This is a genomic window from Pseudomonas sp. v388, from assembly GCF_003935425.1.
Taxonomy (GTDB): domain Bacteria; phylum Pseudomonadota; class Gammaproteobacteria; order Pseudomonadales; family Pseudomonadaceae; genus Aquipseudomonas.
The window spans coordinates 600,513-618,683 of sequence record NZ_RHQN01000002.1 but is presented as its reverse complement, the minus strand read 5'-3'; the positions used below and the strand labels follow the sequence as shown (position 1 = coordinate 618,683).

The window sequence follows — 18,171 nt, the reverse complement described above, 5'->3', positions numbered from 1 at the left end:
TTCCTTGCTACGTTTTGTCGACGACCTGGTCTCAGCGGCCGTGGCTGTCGGTGTAGGCCAGCAGGGCCAGGAAGCGGGCGCGCTTGATAGCGGTGGCCAGCTGACGCTGATAACGTGCTTTGGTACCGGTGATGCGGCTTGGAACGATTTTGCCGGTCTCGGATACGTAAGCTTTCAGAGTGTTGAGATCTTTGTAATCGATCTCTTTGACGTCTTCAGCGGTGAAGCGGCAGAATTTACGACGACGGAAGAAACGTGCCATGTAATTGGCTCCTCAAAAGGTCCGTGGATTACTCGTCAGCGTTATCGCTAACGTCGCTGTTGTCGCCGTCATCGCCATCGGCGCTGTCGGAGTGCTCAGGACGGTCACGACGCTCACGGCGCTCACTGCGGTTCTCTTCAGCCTTGAGCATCTCGGACTGGCCGGTAACGGCTTCGTCGCGACGGATGACCAGGTTACGGATCACTGCATCGTTGTAACGGAAGTTGTCTTCCAGCTCGGCCAGAGCCTTGCCAGTGCACTCAACGTTCAGCATCACGTAGTGAGCCTTGTGAACATTGTTGATTGCGTAAGCCAGTTGACGACGGCCCCAATCTTCCAGACGGTGGATTTTGCCGCCGTCTTCTTCGATCAGCTTGGTATAACGCTCAACCATGCCGCCGACTTGCTCGCTTTGATCCGGGTGGACCAAAAAGATAATTTCGTAATGACGCATGAATGCTCCTTACGGGTTGTAGCCTGCCGCAAAATGCGGTCAGACAAGGAGTGAATGACACTGTGAGTCTTGCCCAGGAACAGGCACATGCGCGCCTGCCATGACAGCAAGGGGCGCAATTGTAGAGAAGGGTCGGGTACGGCGCAAGGCAATTGGTGAATATTTGAACAACAGCGTGTGCAGACAGACACCTGCAGGAGCGGACACGCGGAGCGCCGCCCGATCCGTTCCTACAGTTGCATCGCTCAGGACTTCTTGCCGGCTGCCTTGACGTTACGCTGACGCATCGCTTCGAACAGGCACACGCCCGTTGCCACGGACACGTTCAGGCTGCTGACGCTGCCCGCCATCGGCAGGCGCACCAGGTAATCGCAATGCTCACGCGTCAGGCGACGCATGCCTTTGCCTTCGGCACCCATGATGATGATGGTCGGACCGGTGAGATCCTGCTGATACAGCTCCTGCTCAGCCTCCCCCGCCGTACCGACGATCCACAGGCCGCGCTGCTGAAGTTTTTCCAGCGTGCGCGCTAGGTTGGTCACCGCCACCAACGGAATGACTTCCGCTGCGCCACAGGCCACTTTTCGTACAGCTGGAGTCAGGGTCGCCGACTTGTCTTTCGGCACCAGGACTGCCAATGCGCCAGCCGCATCAGCCGTACGCAGGCAAGCGCCCAGATTGTGCGGATCGGTTACGCCGTCGAGCACCAGCAACAAGGGCGGACCCTCGGAGCGGTCCAGCAACTCTTCGAGCATTGCCTCGCCCCAGACCTGGCTCGGACTGACATCCGCGACCACACCCTGATGTACGCCTTCGACCCAGGCATCCATCTCGCGACGCTCGGCCTGACCGATGGTGACGCGATTGAGGCCCGCCAGCTCGACCAGCACCTGGACGCGCGGATCATTGCGACCTTCCGCCAGCCAGATGTGCTTGACGCGCTTAGGGTGATGGCGAAGCAATGCTTCTACGGCGTGTACACCGTAGATCTTTTCCAACTGACTCATGACTTGACCTTGGGTTTACGTGCACCGCCGCCCTTGGCAGCCGATGCCGAGCCCGCCTTGGGCGGACCCTTGCGATGTTTACTGGGCTTGGCGGCGCCGGAATCAGCCCTCGACGACTTTCCCGACGATGCCTTGCTACCGCCCTTGGCTTCGTTCAGCAAAGCCTGCTTCATTTCCCGACTTTTGCGCACTTCGGCGTTTTTCGCCGCAGCGTCGCTGGGCCGATACGCCTCGACGGAAGCTTCCTTCGCACCGCGACGTCCGGCCTTGGCCGGCGCCTTTTCCTTCTCGGCCGGCGCAGGGGCTGCAGTTTCCTGACCGCGACGCTTGCGACCGATCGGTGCGGTAACCGTTTTCTCGGACATCTCGAAGTCGATCTTGCGCTCATCCAGATCCACGCGCATCACGCGCACTTCAACGGTGTCGCCCAGACGGAAGCTGCGCCCGGTACGCTCACCGGCGAGGCGGTGATGCACAGGATCGAAGTGATAGTAATCACCCGGCAAAGCGGTGACGTGCACCAAGCCCTCGACATAGATGTCGCTCAACTCGACGAACAGGCCGAAACCGGTCACGGCGGTGATCACACCCGGGAAAGACTCGCCGACGCGGTCCTTCATGAACTCGCACTTGAGCCAGTTGACCACGTCACGCGTGGCTTCGTCGGCACGGCGTTCGCTCATCGAGCATTGCTCGCCAAGCTGCTCGAGCAGCGCTTCGTCGTACGGATAGATGCGCGCCTTCGGAATGGTCGGCGCACCGGCACGGCGAACATGCGGCGTATCCTGCTTGGAGCGGATGACACTGCGCAGCGCACGGTGAGTCAGCAAGTCCGGATAACGGCGGATCGGCGAGGTGAAGTGGGTGTACGCCTCGTAATTCAGGCCGAAGTGGCCGTTGTTGTCAGAGCTGTACACGGCCTGACTCAACGAACGCAGCATGACGGTCTGGATCAGGTGGTAATCGGGACGTCCGCGAACGGTTTCCAGAAGCGCCTGGTAATCCTTCGGCGTCGGGCCATCCTTGCCTTTGTGCAACGACAGACCCAGCTCGCCCAGAAACGCACGCAACTTCTCCAGACGCTCCGGCGGCGGGCCGTCGTGCACGCGGTACAGTGCAGGAATCTCGTGCTTCTTGAGGAATTCGGCGGTGGCCACGTTGGCGGCCAGCATGCATTCCTCGATCAGCTTGTGAGCATCGTTGCGCGTGGTCGGGCGGATTTCCGCGATCTTGCGCTCGGAACCGAAGATGATCCGGGTTTCCTGGGTTTCGAAATCAATGGCGCCGCGCACATGGCGCGCGCCCAGCAGCACTTTGTACATCGCGTAAAGCTGCTTGAGGTGCGGCACGACATTGTCGTACTCACTACGCAAGGCCTTGGCGTCCGCGGACTTCGGATGTTCCAGCATGGTGCTGACCTTGTTGTAGGTCAGGCGCGCATGGGAGTGGATGACCGCTTCGTAGAACGTGTAGTCGGTCATCTCGCCGGTCTTGGAGATGGTCATTTCACAGACCATGGCCAGACGATCGACATGCGGGTTCAGCGAGCACAGGCCGTTGGACAACTGCTCGGGCAGCATCGGCACGACACGCTCGGGGAAGTACACGGAGTTGCCGCGCACTTGTGACTCGGCATCCAGCGCCGAACCGATCTTCACGTAGCTCGACACGTCGGCGATTGCCACGTAGAGCTTCCAGCCGCCGGAGAACAGGCGCAGCTTGCCCGGCTTGGCTTCGCAGTAAACCGCGTCGTCGAAGTCCCGTGCGTCTTCGCCGTCGATGGTCACGAACGGCAGATGGCGCAGGTCTACGCGGTTTTCCTTGTCCTTTTCTTCCACTTCCGGCTTGAGTTTGGCAGCTTCTTTGAGAACCGCCTCAGGCCAGACGTGGGGAATGTCGTAGGTGCGCAGCGCAACATCGATTTCCATGCCGGGCGCCATGTAGTTGCCCACCACCTCAACCACGTCACCTTGCGGCTGGAAGCGCGGCGTCGGCCAGTGGGTGATCTTCACTTCGACGAACTGGCCGATCTTTGCGCTGTTGTTGCGACCCGGCGTGACCAGCACTTCCTGCTGGATCTTGGGATTGTCCGGAATGACGAAACCGATGCCGCTCTCTTCGAAGTAGCGACCGACGATGGTCTCGTGGGCGCGGGAGATGACCTCCACGATCACGCCTTCGCGACGACCACGACGATCCAGACCCGATACGCGCGCCAGGGCACGGTCGCCATCGAACACCAGACGCATTTGCGCCGGGCTCATGAACAGGTCGTCCGAGCCGTCATCAGGAATCAGGAAACCGAAACCGTCGCGGTGACCGGCGATGCGGCCCAGGATCAGGTCCAGCTTGTCGACCGGCGCGTAAGTGCCGCGGCGGGTGTAGATCAACTGCGCATCGCGCTCCATCGCACGAAGGCGGCGGCGCAAGGCTTCGAATTGATCTTCCGTGACCAGGCCGAACTCTTCGACCAGTTGCTCGCGACTGGCCGGCGAACCACGCTCGGCAAGATGCTGCAGAATCAGCTCACGGCTGGGAATGGGGTTTTCATATTTTTCCGCTTCACGAGCGGCCTCGGGATCGAGGGACTGCCAATCGGCCATTAGATAGTTTTCACCTTGTCTATATGCGGGTTAGTTTGGCATACACCTAATGAAACGGGAAATTTCAGAGTCAATCAGCTTGCCCTGAGGCCTTCCGGAACGCGCGCAAAGCCACCGCGAACACCGCCTGCGAAATTTTTCGACTTTTTTTCAGAGTCGGGCTTTACAGCTCAAAGGACGCTCCGTATAGTGCGCGCCATCGACAGGCGCAAGCTTGCCGATATTGCCCAGATGGTGAAATTGGTAGACACGCCAGCTTCAGGTGCTGGTGACCGCAAGGTCGTGGAAGTTCGAGTCTTCTTCTGGGCACCAATTCAAGCAGCAGCCTACACCAGTCTGATGCTTCACAAGAACCCGCGAAAGCGGGTTTTTGCATTCTGCGGTTTTAATTGTTCCGGCGTTTTGATTGTTCTGACAAAACAGGGGTTTACAGAATAAAACGTTCGCCGTATAGTGCGCCCCATCAACGGCGGACAACGCTGCTGATGCTGCCCAGATGGTGAAATTGGTAGACACGCCAGCTTCAGGTGCTGGTGACCGCAAGGTCGTGGAAGTTCGAGTCTTCTTCTGGGCACCAATTCAAACAAAACCGAGCCTAGCGCTCGGTTTTGTGCTTTCTGGGGTCTGGTTTTTCATGACCGCGCTCGCCAGCAAGCTGTTTCCTGCAGAAATCGTGGCGAATTGATCTGTAGCAGCCAGCTCGCTGGCGATCCACGACCCGGCCACTGCAACCACTTGCTGCCGCTTCGCGCCAGATCGCGAGCAGGCTCGCTCCTACATCAACCTACGACTCCATGCTAAGCCCGGAATTGTCCCAGGCTTGCCTTGAGCTGTGCAGCCAGCCCATCCAGCACTTTGCCGCTGGCGGTGGTTTCCACCACGGCCTTGGCCGCCCGCTCCGCCTGGGCATGGATCACCTCGACCCTGCCGCGCACCGCTTGCGCACCTTCAGCCTGATGCACCGACGCCTTCGTGGCCAATCCGATGGCCGCATGCACCTGCTCGACTGAAACCTGTACGGTCTGCTGGCGCTGAGCACTGTCGCGCAACACTGCCAGCCCTTCCTTGGCCTGCCGGCCAGCCACGCCGATAGCCTCGACCGCCTCCCGTGCGCCACGCTGCAACGCGCCGATATGTTCCTGGATGTCGCCGGTCGAGCGCTGTGTCTTGCTCGCCAGCGCCCGGACCTCATCGGCCACCACTGCGAAGCCACGCCCGGTTTCGCCGGCACGCGCCGCTTCGATGGCCGCGTTCAGCGCCAGAAGGTTCGTTTGCTCGGCGATGCCATGGATGACTTCAAGCACCACCTCGATCTGCTTGCTCTGCTGCGCCACCCGCTCGATCACTTGCGCGCCGCTTTCTACCTGCCCGGCCAACGCCTCGATCAGCTTGCCGACCTGATTCGACGTCCGGGTGTTTTCATCGGTCGCCTGCCTGATGTCGATCACCTGCTGCAGCGCGGCCTGCATCGCATGACTTTCCGACTGGGCTTCATCCGCCATCTGTTCGAGAGCCTTGAGGCTGGCCGCCACTTCGTCACGCTGCAATTCAGCCGCCGCATCGGCCCCCGCATTGCGCTCGCTCATCACGCCGATCTCGACACCGGTACGCTGCGCCACTTCACCCGCTTCGCGGACGATAGGTTGCAGCTTGTCGACGAAGCGATTGACGGCCGCCGCCATATCGCCGATTTCGTCGCGACTGTCGAGCCTCACACGCTTGGTCAGATCCCCCTCACCCGCCGCCAGATCATTCAGCGCCGCAATCAGCAAATGCAGCTTGCTGACGACGCGACGCCCCAGGACTAGCGCCACCAACAGCAGCACGCCCAACCCGATCAACGCCAGGCCCAGGCCGATCTGCCAGCGCAATGTCCGGGCTGCGTGCTGCACCGCCACCTGGGTATTGCCGGCCATGGCGACGGCCGCGCCCTGCGCCGACCCAAGCCGGGCACGCAGCGCGGTGGAGCTGTCTTTGGAGGCGCTGGCAAGGCTGTCGGACACCAACTGTTCGCCACTGGTAATCAGCGCTGCAAAACGCTTGTCCAGCGCCGCCAGGTTTTCCTCGACGGCCGCGGTGGAGACACCCATGCGCACCTTGCCGATCTCGACACCATTAGGGCTGATCGAGGCCTCGACGTAGTAAACCGAAGGGTCATTGCGCGCAGCGTTGAGAACCTTGTCCATGGCCCGCTCGCCTTCGCCCTTGGCGAGCAGCACCTTCACCGCAGCGTTGTCCCGATTCAGGTAGCGGGTCAAGTGCTCGCCCGCTGCATCGTCGTAGACCACAAACAGCACGTTCGGATTGCGCTGAGCCCGGCGCGCAAATTCGGACAAGGTGGGCGTGTCGTTATCCCACATGGCACGCGGCGCAACAGCCGCCAGCAGTTCGGCCATGTCAGTGGCCGACTCCCGCAGATCCTTTTCCAGTGTCGTGCGAAGTTGTGCTTGCTCGTCCTTCAGGCGGGTCGACAGCCCAACGCTCAGTCGCTGGCCGGTATTGGCCGCGAGCGCGCTCAAGCTGGATGTCACTTCGCTACTCGCGCTCTCCAGTTCGGCGGACACATGTTGCGAATCTACCCCGAGTCGACTGGCCAGGTCGGCCTCAAGCGCAGTGACCGTGCTCCGGGTAAGAGCAACCGCCACGATCACTTGCACCAAAAGGGCAATGCCCAGCGTAATGAAGACCGGCCGCAGCAGGCGGCTGCGTACAAGAGAAAGCACAGCTGACACAGAGAAACCCTCCAGCAGAGGCGCCATTAAAATGATGGCACTTTTCTGTCATTCTCGTAGCAAGGGTTGTGCCGTAGTACCCGGTCAGCTCCTACAGATAAAAAACACAAAAAAAGGCCGCATAAGCGGCCCCTTTTTGTACAGCGAGGACGTATCAGCCGAACGGGTGACGCAGAACGATGGTTTCGTTGCGGTCCGGACCGGTGGAGATAATGTCGATCGGTGCGCCTACCAGCTCTTCGACGCGCTTGATGTAAGCGCGAGCGGCAGCGGGCAGTTCTTCCAGGGTCTTGGCGCCCAGGGTGGATTCGCTCCAGCCCGGCATCTGCTCGTAGACCGGACGCAGGCCGTTGTAGCTGTCGGCGTCGGTTGGCGCATCGATGACTGCGCCATTCTCGTTCTCGTAGCCCACGCAGATGTTGATCGTTTCCAGACCGTCGAGCACGTCCAGCTTGGTCAGGCACAGGCCCGAGATGCTGTTGATTTCGATAGCGCGACGCAGGATGACGGCATCGAACCAGCCGCAACGACGGGCACGCCCGGTGGTTGCACCGAACTCGTGGCCACGCTTGGCCAGGAACGCGCCGGTTTCGTCGAACAGCTCAGTCGGGAACGGACCCGAGCCAACGCGCGTGGTGTAGGCCTTGGTGATGCCCAGGATGTAATCCAGGTACATCGGACCGAAGCCCGAACCGGTCGCGATGCCGCCAGCGGTGGTGTTGGAGCTGGTCACGTACGGATAGGTACCGTGGTCGATGTCCAGCAGCGAACCCTGGGCACCCTCGAACATGATGTCCTTGCTCTCGCGGCGCAGGTCGTGCAGCGCGGCGGTCACGTCGAGCATCAGCGGCTTGAGCAGTTCGGCGTATTCCATGCACTCGTCGAGCGTCTTCTGGAAGTCGATCGCAGGCTCTTTGTAGTAATTGACCAGCACGAAGTTGTGGTAGTCGAGCAGCTCACCGAGCTTGGCCGCGAAGCGCTCGCGATGGAACAGGTCGCCGATGCGCAGGCCACGACGTGCGACCTTGTCTTCGTACGCAGGGCCGATGCCGCGACCGGTGGTGCCGATCTTGAATTCGCCACGAGCCTTCTCACGCGCCTGGTCCAGCGCAACGTGGTACGACAGGATCAGCGGGCAGGAAGGGCTGATACGCAGGCGCTCGCGCACCGGAATACCTTTCTCTTCCAGCTTGATGATTTCACGCAGGAGCGCATCGGGCGCCACCACCACACCGTTACCGATCAGGCACTGCACGCCTTCGCGCAGTACACCGGACGGGATCAGGTGCAGAACGGTTTTCTCGCCGTCGATCACCAGGGTGTGACCCGCGTTGTGGCCACCCTGGTAGCGAACTACAGCGCTGGCATGTTCGGTCAGCAGATCAACGATCTTGCCTTTGCCCTCATCACCCCACTGGGTGCCCAGGACTACGACATTCTTACCCATAACACTTGTCCTCATTCACGCAAACTGGATGCCGGCGGCGGCCGGCAGGAATACTCAAGAAGCCAGCGGCATTACCTGCCAGTGCTCGCCTTGCTGAATCAATTGCCGGTCACAGTCGGCTTCACGCGCCGCGCTCACCTGTTGCCCCGGCAGCGCCTGGACCACACGTTGACCTTCGCTGCGCAACTGGCAAACCTGCTGCCAGAGTGCCGCATCCGTACTGTCCGGCATCCAGATGCCACCAGACGGTAGTTTGATTTCTGCCCGGCCCAGGGTAACCAGGGTTTTCAGGTCAGTGGAAAAGCCGGTTGCCGGACGGGCACGACCGAAGTCAGCGCCGATATCGTCGTAGCGACCGCCCTGGGCGATGGATTGCCCCATGCCTGGCACGAATACCGCGAATACCACACCGGTATGGTAGTGGTAGCCGCGCAGCTCGCCGAGATCGAAATACAGCGGCAGCTGCGGGAAGCGGGCAGTCAGGCGGTCGGCGATGGCCAGCAGGTCGTCCAGCGCCGCCAGCACCGGCGCTGGTGCGCCGCTCAGTCGGTCGCGGGCCGCATCCAGCACTTCACGCCCGCCACACAGATCGACCAGCGCACGCAGCATCCCGGACAGATCGGTCGGCAGGCCCTCGGTCAACGCGATCACTTCGTCGATGGCCTTGCGCTGCAGGGCGTCGAACAGCTGCTGCTCGACTTCGCCCGACAGGCCGGCGGCACGCGCCAGGCCACGATAGATCCCGACGTGCCCCAGGTCCATGTGGACATCCGGCACATCGGCCAGTTGCAGCATCGCCAGCATCAGGCTGATGACTTCCACGTCGCTGCTCGGGCTTGCATCGCCGTAAAGCTCGGCGCCCAACTGAATCGGGCTGCGCGAGGTCGACAAGGCGCGCGGCAAGGCGTGCAGCACGCTGCCCGCATAGCACAGGCGGCTCGGGCCTTCACGCTTGAGCGTGTGCGCATCGATACGTGCAACCTGCGGCGTGATGTCGGCGCGAAAGCCCATCTGCCGGCCCGATTGCGGATCGATGACCTTGAAGGTGCGCAGGTCCAGATCCGAGCCCGCGCCGGTGAGCAGGGACTCGAGATATTCGATATGCGGGGTGACGACGAACTCATAGCCCCAGCTCTGGAACAGATCCAACACCTGACGACGCGCTACTTCGATGCGCGCCGCTTCTGGTGGCAGTACTTCTTCGATGCCATCTGGTAGCAGCCAGCGGTCAACCGTTGCCATTACGCCATTCCCCTATGATCCGGGCGGCCAGCCATCAGGCCAGCCTTGAGTAAAGCAGAGAGCGGTCGCCCCGAAATAACGGGCACGACAAACACCCGAGACAGGCCTTGCAGACCACTCTCCTCGAAAAATCTTGCCGCCCGCCGTAACCGACCGCGGCCAATCAATCGTGCAGACGCAAAAAAGCCGGGAATTTCCCGGCTGCCGCATGATACACACGTTTTACCGTACGATCACCCCACCGGGCGGTTTTGCCGCCCGGCGGGTTACTGATTACGGCTTGGCTTTCTCCAGATAGCGAAAGAACTCGCTGCTTGGGTCCAGCACCATCACGTCGCTCTTGTTCGCAAAGCTTTCACGGTAGGCACGCAGGCTGCGGTAGAACGCATAGAACTCCTGATCCTGACCATAGGCCTTGGAATAGATCGCCGCCGCCTGGGCGTCACCATCACCGCGGGTCTCTTCCGACTCGCGATAGGCTTCAGCCAGCAGCACTCGACGCTGACGGTCGGCATCGGCACGGATACCTTCAGCCAGCTCGTTACCCTTGGCCCGATGCTCGCGTGCTTCACGCTCACGCTCGGTACTCATCCGCTCGAAGACGCTGCGGTTGACTTCCTTGGGCAGGTCGATGGCCTTGACCCGGACATCGATCACTTCGATACCCAGCTCTTTTTCAGCCATGCGGTTCAGCGAACCGGTGATATCCGCCATCAGTGCGTCACGCTCGCCCGACACGACTTCGTGCAGGGTGCGCTTGCCGAACTGGTCACGCAGGCCCGATTCCAGACGACGCGACAAACGCTCGTCGGCAATCTGCTTGAGGCCCGATGTGGCGGTGTAGAAACGCTCGGCATCTTTCACACGCCATTTGGCGTAGGCATCCACCATGACGGCTTTCTTTTCCAGCGTCAGGAAACGCTGGGTAGGCGCATCGAGGGTCAGCAGGCGACCATCGAACTTGCGCACCTGGTTGACGTAAGGAACCTTCATGTGCAGACCGGGCTGCACATCAGCCTGGACCACACGACCGAATTGCAGCAGAACCGCACGCTCGGTCTGGGACACGATGTAGAAGCTGTTCCAGGCCACGACGGCCAGCACGATGCCGACAATCAGGGTGATCAGTGATTTATTGCTCATCAGCGACTCTCCCGGGTACGTACTTCGCGCGGCGGGGTATCGGTCGCGCGTGCGCCAGCATCAGCGCCAGTCGAGGATGAACCACCGCCAGCCGAGGAGCCCTGATTACCGCCGCGACTGCTTTCGATCATCTTGTCCAGAGGCAGGTACAGCAGATTGTTCTGGCCCTTGTCGCCGGTCACCAGCACCTTGCTGGTGTTGCTGAAGACTTCCTGCATGGTGTCCAGGTACAGACGCTCGCGGGTGACTTCAGGTGCCTTGCGGTATTCGGCAACCAGCTTGGTGAAGCGATCGCCCTCACCCTTGGCGCGGGAAACCACTTCGTCGCGGTAACCGTTGGCGTCTTCGATGATGCGCTGGGCCTGGCCGCGGGCTTCCGGAATCACACCGTTGGCGTAGCTTTCAGCCTGGTTGCGTGCACGTTGCTCGTCTTCACGGGCACGGATCACGTCATCGAAGGCTTCCTGGACTTCCCGCGGCGCAGCAGCGCTCTGCACGTTCACCTGAGTGACCGTGATACCGGTGCGGTAGGTATCGAGGAAACGCTGCAGGCGCTCCTTGATTTCGCTGGCCATCAGCTCACGACCTTCGGTCAGCACCTGGTCCATCGCCGTGGAACCCACGACATGACGCAGTGCGCTTTCCGTAGCGTGTTGCAGGCTGATCTCAGGCTGATCGACGTTCAGTACGAAGTCCTGGAGATTGCTGATCTTGTACTGCACGGTCAGAGGCACCTCGACGATGTTCTCGTCTTCGGTCAGCATCTGGCCTTGCTTGCTGTAGGCACGTTCGCGAGTGACGTTTTCCATGTACTTGCGATCGAACGGAGGGAAGTAGATGTTCAGGCCCGGACCCACGGTTTCGTAATACTGACCGAACCGCAGTACGACAGCCTGTTCCTGCTCGTCGACAACATAGATGGCGCTGTAAAGCCAGAACGCGACGAGCACGACCAGACCGATGCCGAGCAGGCCAAAGCTGCCGCCCTTGCCCGAACTGCCGCCACTACCGTCCCCACTGCGTCTCTTACCGCCGCCGAACAACCCATTCAGGCTTTCCTGCAGCTTACGGAAGGCCTCGTCGAGATCAGGTGGTCCCTTGCGGTCGCCGCCTCGGCGTTTGCCACCCCAGGGATCTTGATTATTCGAGTTGCCACCCGGCTCATTCCAAGCCATAGCGCTCTCCATCTGATAAAGCAAAGACGCGCCCGCGGCGCGCCGACCAATGCTACAGAATGCATGAGAAAGCCGTACAACGGCTTTATCCTGCTTTTATTGCAAAGTGTGTTGCTCGATGAACTCTAGCGGCTGCAGTCCTTCGCGACTCACCAGACGATTGAATTCAACTCGCGGCAAACGTACTGCCAGCACGCTGGCACCTTGTTCGTCATGCGTCTCGCTCTGCACCGCGCCCAGCTGGAAGAACTGCGCGCGCAACCTTGCAAGACTCTGGGGCAGACACAGGGTGCCGACGAACAGGTCGTCACCCAGCAGTTCGGCCACCGCCTGCTTGAGCAGGTCCAGACCCCGACCGTCGCGAGCGGACAACCAGACACGCTGCGGCTTGCCATCGGCATCCCGCTGTATCTGGGGCTCCACCCCTTCGAGCAGATCGAGTTTGTTATACACCTCAAGGATCGGCAAGCCCTCGGCTCCGATCTCGCCCAGCACCGCCATCACCTGCTCGATCTGCGCCATGCGTTCGGGTTCGTGGGAGTCGATGACATGCAAAAGCAGGTCGGAGTTGCTCGACTCCTCGAGCGTAGCGCGGAAGGCTTCGACGAGTTTGTGCGGCAGGTGGCGAATGAAACCCACGGTGTCGGCCAGCACGATCGGGCCAAGGTCGTCGAGCTGCAGACGGCGCAAGGTCGGGTCGAGGGTGGCGAACAGCTGGTCGGCGGCGAACACGTCGGAATCGGTCACCGCGTTGAACAGTGTGGATTTGCCGGCGTTGGTATAGCCAACCAGGGAAACCGAAGGTATGTCCGCACGACGCCGCCCGCGGCGGGCCTGGTCACGTTGACTGCGAACCTTCTCCAGACGCCCCTTGATCTGGCGCAGGCGAACCCGCAGCAGACGCCGGTCGGTTTCCAGCTGGGTTTCACCCGGACCGCGCAGGCCGATACCGCCTTTCTGCCGCTCCAGGTGAGTCCAGCCGCGAACCAGACGCGTGCTCATGTGCTCGAGCTGTGCCAGCTCGACCTGCAACTTGCCTTCATGAGTTCGCGCCCGCTGGGCGAAGATATCCAGGATCAGACCGGTGCGGTCCAGCACGCGACACTCGAAAACGCGTTCGAGGTTACGTTCCTGACTGGGCGTGAGGGTGTGATTGAAGATCACGAGATCTGCCTGCTCGGCTTTGACCTGGTCGCGTAGTTCCTCGACCTTGCCGGAGCCAATCAGGAATTTGGCCGATGGCCGATGACGCGGCACGTTGATAAACGCGACGGTATCGGCGCCCGCCGAGATGGCCAACTCCTGAAACTCCTGCGGATCTTCGCGCGCCTCAGGGTCCTGACCATCCAGATGAACGAGAATGGCTCGTTCACCACCGCTGTGGCGCTCAAAGAACAAGGCAGACTCCTATCAGGCGTTACCTGGCTCAGCGTCGGCCGCGTCGGTATCGGTAGCGCTAGGCAGGCGAATTGGACGAACTGGAACGACGGTGGAGATGGCGTGCTTGTAGACCATTTGGCTGACAGTGTTCTTCAGCAGAATGACGAACTGGTCGAAAGACTCGATCGTGCCTTGCAGCTTGATGCCGTTGACCAGATAAATCGAAACCCCGACTTTTTCTTTACGTAGGGTGTTCAGGTAAGGGTCTTGTAGCGAATGCCCTTTTGACATGTGCCGCACTCCTTTAAGGATCAATAATAAATAAATCGAATTCGATTGGCTTGACCGGCCACCCCCCAAGGATAGACGGCTATTGCAAGGACTCAGCTCAATATGGAGACCGATCCCAGGTATTTCAAGGCGCGTGGCAGATTGTCGCAAGCCAGGCTGTCCAACCAGTGCAAATTCTCCCAGCTGCGTAACCAGGTGAATTGCCGCTTGGCCAACTGGCGCGTCGCTATGATGCCGCGCTCCTGCATTTCATCCCGTGTCAGCTTTCCATCCAGGTGATCCCAGACCTGGCGATAACCGACGGCTCTTATCGACGGCAACCCGGTATGCAGGTCACCTCTTGAGCGCAATGCCAGTACTTCGTCCAGAAACCCCTGATCCAGCATTTGCATAAAACGTAGCGCGATTCGGTCGTGCAGAACCTTGCGATCAGCCGGAGCTATCGCGAAGCTGGCGACAGTATAGGGCAATTGCTGACACCCTGATGCCGCCGCAAGGGTACTTTGCGCAGTTTGTTGCTCGCGATGTGCTGTCATGCTCATCCCGCTCACCAAAAACACCTCCAACGCCCGGATCAGACGCTGCGGGTCGTTGGGATGAATGCGCTGCGCGGAAACCGGGTCCACCGCTGCCAGCCGGTCGTGCAAGGCCTGCCAGCCCTGCGCCCTGGCGTCGGCTTCAAGCTGTGCCCGCACTGCCGGATCGGCGGCCGGCATATCCGCCAACCCGTCCAGTAGAGCCTTGAAATACAACATAGTGCCGCCGACCAGCAAAGGAATATTTCCCCGGGCTGTGATCTCGGCCATGGCGCTCAGCGCATCGGTACGAAAATCGGCAGCCGAATAGCTCTGCGACGGGTCGATGATGTCGATCAGGCGATGGGGGAATTCAGCCAGTTGCGCCTTGGACGGCTTGGCCGTACCGATGTCCATGTCGCGATAGACCAGCGCCGAATCGACACTGATCAGCTCGCATGGCAGGACTTTGGTCAGTTCGATGGCAAGGTCGGTCTTGCCGGCGGCAGTTGGCCCCATGAGAAAAATGGCCGGGGGTAACGCATTCATTCAACGACCGCGCAGGAAGAGTTTATCGAGATCATCCAGGCCCATCTGGGTCCAGGTGGGACGGCCGTGGTTGCACTGGCCGCTGCGTTCGGTGTTTTCCATGTCTCGCAACAAGGCGTTCATTTCCGGAATGGCCAGGCGCCGATTGGCGCGGATGGCGCCATGGCAGGCCATGGTGCCGAGCAATTCGTTCATGTGCGCCTGCACACGGTCGCTGGTGCCGTACTCCATCAGATCGGCCAGCACATCGCTGACCAGCCGGTTGGCTTCGGCCTGCTTGAGCAAGGCCGGGATCTGCCGGATTGCCAGGGTCTCCGGGCCGAGACGCTGCAACTCGAAACCCAGCCGCTGGAACGTGGCCACATGCTCTTCAGCGCAATCGGCTTCACGCTGACTGACCGCGAGGGACTCAGGCACCAGCAGCGGCTGGCCGCTCAGGCCTTCGCTGGCCATGGCGATTTTCAGTCGTTCGTACATGATCCGCTCATGCGCGGCGTGCATGTCCACCAGCACCAGCCCGTGGGCGTTCTCGGCCAGGATGTAAATGCCCTTGAGTTGCGCCAGCGCGTAACCCAGCGGCGGAACGTCACTTTGCGATTCAGGCAGCGCACTCGGCGTCGCGCCGGGCAGCGGCGCGAAAAATTCACGGTAGGCGCTTTGCGCTTCGGCGGCCGGCAAGCTGGACGTAGGGCGCGGCGTGTACTGGTACTGATAACCGCCACCGGAACCGCTCTGGGCCGGCTGCGCGTACGGCTGACCTTGGGGCTGTTCCAGCACGTTGTTGGCCAGACGCATCTCGCCCTGCGGGCCGAACTCACCGGCCTGCGGCCCACTCGGACGCGGCGCGGCAACCACCGGCGCGCTGCCCGCCAGTTGATCTTCGGGACGCACGTCGCCCAACGCACGGTGCAAGGTGCCATACAAGAAGTCGTGGACCATGCGCCCGTCACGGAAACGCACTTCGTGCTTGGTCGGGTGAACGTTTACGTCCACCGCCGCCGGATCGACCTCGAAGAACAGCACGAAAGTCGGGTGCCGGCCGTTGAACAGCACATCGCGATAAGCCTGGCGCACCGCATGGGCCACCAGCTTGTCGCGCACCGCACGGCCGTTGACGAAGAAATATTGCAGATCGGCCTGACTGCGCGAGAACGTCGGCAAGCCGACCCAGCCCCACAGATGCAGCCCGTTGCGCTCGATCTCGATGGGCAGCGCCTGCTCCAGGAAGCCTGGGCCGCACACCGCCGAAACCCGCCGCGCCCTGGACGTATCGTCCAGTGCTTCGTGCAGACTGAGGATGGTCTTGCCGTTGTGGCGCAGGTGGAAGCCGACATCGAAACGCGCCAGCGCCATGCGCTTGATGACTTCCTGCAGATGATCGAATTCGGTTTTCTCGGCCTTGAGAAACTTGCGGCGGGCCGGGGTGTTGAAGAACAGGTCGCGCACTTCCACCGATGTGCCCACCGGGTGCGCGGCCGGCTGGACCCGAGGCGCCATGTCGCGACCTTCGGTTTCCACCTGCCAGGCCTGATCCGCATCGCGAGTGCGCGAGGTCAGGGTCAGGCGTGCGACAGAACTGATCGACGCCAGGGCTTCACCGCGAAACCCCAGGCTCATGACCCGTTCAAGGTCTTCCAGATCGCGGATCTTGCTGGTGGCGTGGCGGGCCAGCGCCAGCGGCAGGTCGTCGGCTGAAATACCGCCACCGTCGTCACGCACCTTGAGCAGCTTGATGCCTGCCTGCTCGACATCCACATCGATGCGACGCGCCCCCGAGTCGAGGCTGTTTTCCAGCAGTTCCTTGATCACCGACGCCGGGCGCTCGACGACTTCACCCGCCGCGATCTGGTTCGCCAGCCGCGGGCTGAGCAACTCGATCCGCGCCGCATTCAGCAGGGCCCGGGTGTCGCTGGCCTCGACGCCGTCGAGAAGGAGATCGGTCATGGCTGAGTGGCAACCTCGTTGTTTGGAATCCGCAGGTCTTGCCCGATACGCAGTTCATCGGTTTTCAGATTGTTGGCACCGCGCAGCGTGGCGACGCTCATGTCGTAACGCGCGGCGACCATCGCCAGGGTTTCACCTGAACGCACCACATGGTTACGCGGCCCCTGGGCCAGCTTGCCGTTGTCCCGCAGCCAGGCGATGTACGTGCCCTGCGGCGGGTTCTGCTGGAAGAACTGCTGCACGCCGGAGTTGATCGAACGGGCCAGAGCCTGTTGGTGCGGAGCGCTCGACAGCTTGTTGGCTTCGTTGGCATTGGAGATAAAGCCGGTCTCGACCAGGATCGAAGGAATGTCCGGCGACTTGAGCACCATGAAGCCGGCCTGCTCGACACGGGATTTATGCAGCGAAGTCACCCGGCCAATGTTGCTCAATACCTTCTGCCCGACGTTGAGGCTGGACGACAGCGACGCGGTCATGGACAGATCCAGCAGCACGCCCGCCAGCATCCGGTCCTTGTCGTCGAGGCTGACCGCGCCGGCGCCGCCGATCAAGTCGGAACGGTTTTCGCTGTCCGCCAGCCAGCGAGCGGTTTCAGAGGTCGCGCCACGGTCCGACAATGCAAACACCGAAGCACCGAACGCGGCCTTGGACGGCGCGGCATCGGCGTGAATGGATACGAACAGGTCGGCACCCTTGGCACGGGCGATCTCGGTGCGCTTGCGCAGCGGGATGAAGTAATCGCCGGTACGGGTCAGCTCGGCGCGGTAGCCCTTCTCACCATTGATCTGGCGTTGCAGCTCCTTGGCGATGGACAACACCACGTCCTTTTCCCGCTGGCCCCGGCCGCCCGAAGCGCCTGGGTCTTCACCGCCATGACCGGCATCGATCACGATCACGATGTCCCGCTTGCCGTTGGGCACGGGCGTGAGCTTGATTTCCGGTTTGGCCGGACTGACCGGTACGGCAGGCGCCGTCGTGGCGGCCGCGGCAGGGAGCGACGGTGCAGGGTTGGCGTCGGCCGGGTCATCGAACAGGTCGACCACCAGGCGGTTGCCGTACTGCTGGTTAGGCGCCAGGACGAAGCTCTTGGGGGTCACGCCCTTTTTCAGGTCGATGACCACCCGCAGATCGGTGGGCGTGCGCTGCGCCGAGCGCATGGCGGTGATCGGCGTATTGGCCGTGGAAACGTTGAGCGGCCCGCCGAGGGTGGCGCCGTTGATATCAATCACCAGACGATCAGGCGCCGTCAGGGTGAACACGCTGTGCTGAACCGGCCCGGACAGGTCGAAAACCAGGCGAGTGTTATCCGGTGCACGCCACAGGCGGACACTTTTGACTTGCGTAGCGGCCAGCGCTTCGACAGCCAGGGACGCCAACAGCAGCCCCACTACAGTGACCAGCGCGCGCATGCGCATACCGAACCTCAT

The 18,171-nt window shown here is 61.4% G+C and carries 14 protein-coding genes and 2 tRNA genes; 2 read left to right on the top strand and 14 right to left on the bottom strand.

The features are described 5' to 3' along the window. Positions 1-31 precede the first annotated feature (31 nt). From rpsR to rnr, 4 genes are all read right to left on the bottom strand, one after another. Positions 32-262: a 30S ribosomal protein S18 gene (gene rpsR / locus EGJ27_RS06915; RefSeq protein WP_002551829.1), complete on the bottom strand. Its 231-nt coding sequence runs from the start codon at positions 260-262 to the stop codon at positions 32-34. A gap of 28 nt (positions 263-290) precedes the next feature. Beyond that, a complete protein-coding gene (rpsF, locus tag EGJ27_RS06910; RefSeq protein WP_002551828.1) occupies positions 291-716 on the bottom strand; it encodes a 30S ribosomal protein S6 in 426 nt (141 codons plus the stop codon). Between the two features lie 245 nt (positions 717-961). Continuing rightward, positions 962-1,723: a 23S rRNA (guanosine(2251)-2'-O)-methyltransferase RlmB gene (gene rlmB / locus EGJ27_RS06905; RefSeq protein ID WP_125829983.1), complete on the bottom strand. Its 762-nt coding sequence runs from the start codon at positions 1,721-1,723 to the stop codon at positions 962-964. Beyond that, positions 1,720-4,326: a ribonuclease R gene (gene rnr, locus EGJ27_RS06900; RefSeq protein ID WP_125829982.1), complete on the bottom strand. Its 2,607-nt coding sequence runs from the start codon at positions 4,324-4,326 to the stop codon at positions 1,720-1,722. The genes rlmB and rnr overlap by 4 nt, the downstream gene beginning before the upstream one ends. 225 nt (positions 4,327-4,551) lie before the next feature. Here rnr and EGJ27_RS06895 point away from each other — a divergent pair. Both EGJ27_RS06895 and EGJ27_RS06890 read left to right on the top strand, forming a co-directional pair. Continuing rightward, a tRNA-Leu gene (locus EGJ27_RS06895) sits at positions 4,552-4,638 on the top strand. 178 nt (positions 4,639-4,816) lie between these two features. Further along, positions 4,817-4,903: transfer RNA gene (locus EGJ27_RS06890), tRNA-Leu, on the top strand. 220 nt (positions 4,904-5,123) lie between these two features. Here EGJ27_RS06890 and EGJ27_RS06885 read toward each other — a convergent pair. The 10 genes from EGJ27_RS06885 to EGJ27_RS06840 all read right to left on the bottom strand — a co-directional run bounded on the left by EGJ27_RS06885 (position 5,124) and on the right by EGJ27_RS06840 (position 18,171). Beyond that, positions 5,124-7,058 (bottom strand): methyl-accepting chemotaxis protein, encoded by a 1,935-nt coding sequence (locus EGJ27_RS06885; protein WP_125829981.1) that lies wholly within the window; start codon positions 7,056-7,058, stop codon positions 5,124-5,126. A 154-nt stretch (positions 7,059-7,212) separates the two neighbouring features. After that, a complete protein-coding gene (locus EGJ27_RS06880; protein ID WP_125829980.1) occupies positions 7,213-8,505 on the bottom strand; it encodes an adenylosuccinate synthase in 1,293 nt (430 codons plus the stop codon). Between the two features lie 54 nt (positions 8,506-8,559). Continuing rightward, complete coding sequence (locus EGJ27_RS06875) at positions 8,560-9,747, bottom strand: ATP phosphoribosyltransferase regulatory subunit (protein ID WP_125829979.1); 1,188 nt, start codon at positions 9,745-9,747, stop codon at positions 8,560-8,562. A gap of 273 nt (positions 9,748-10,020) precedes the next feature. Continuing rightward, entirely contained in the window at positions 10,021-10,890 is an 870-nt protein-coding gene (gene hflC, locus EGJ27_RS06870) for a protease modulator HflC (RefSeq protein WP_125829978.1), read from the bottom strand. Further along, positions 10,890-12,065, bottom strand: a complete 1,176-nt coding sequence (gene hflK / locus EGJ27_RS06865; protein ID WP_125829977.1) for an FtsH protease activity modulator HflK — start codon at positions 12,063-12,065, stop codon at positions 10,890-10,892. The genes hflC and hflK overlap by 1 nt, the downstream gene beginning before the upstream one ends. 96 nt (positions 12,066-12,161) lie before the next feature. Next, positions 12,162-13,463 (bottom strand): ribosome rescue GTPase HflX, encoded by a 1,302-nt coding sequence (gene hflX / locus EGJ27_RS06860; protein ID WP_125829976.1) that lies wholly within the window; start codon positions 13,461-13,463, stop codon positions 12,162-12,164. 12 nt (positions 13,464-13,475) lie between these two features. Next, complete coding sequence (hfq, locus tag EGJ27_RS06855) at positions 13,476-13,736, bottom strand: RNA chaperone Hfq (RefSeq protein ID WP_125829975.1); 261 nt, start codon at positions 13,734-13,736, stop codon at positions 13,476-13,478. Between the two features lie 92 nt (positions 13,737-13,828). Then, complete coding sequence (miaA, locus tag EGJ27_RS06850) at positions 13,829-14,800, bottom strand: tRNA (adenosine(37)-N6)-dimethylallyltransferase MiaA (protein ID WP_125829974.1); 972 nt, start codon at positions 14,798-14,800, stop codon at positions 13,829-13,831. Next, positions 14,801-16,696 (bottom strand): DNA mismatch repair endonuclease MutL, encoded by a 1,896-nt coding sequence (gene mutL, locus EGJ27_RS06845; protein WP_177522974.1) that lies wholly within the window; start codon positions 16,694-16,696, stop codon positions 14,801-14,803. It lies immediately after the preceding gene. A gap of 44 nt (positions 16,697-16,740) precedes the next feature. After that, the gene (locus EGJ27_RS06840; RefSeq protein ID WP_218568048.1) at positions 16,741-18,171 is read right to left on the bottom strand and encodes an N-acetylmuramoyl-L-alanine amidase; all 1,431 of its coding nucleotides are present in this window, start codon (positions 18,169-18,171) and stop codon (positions 16,741-16,743) included.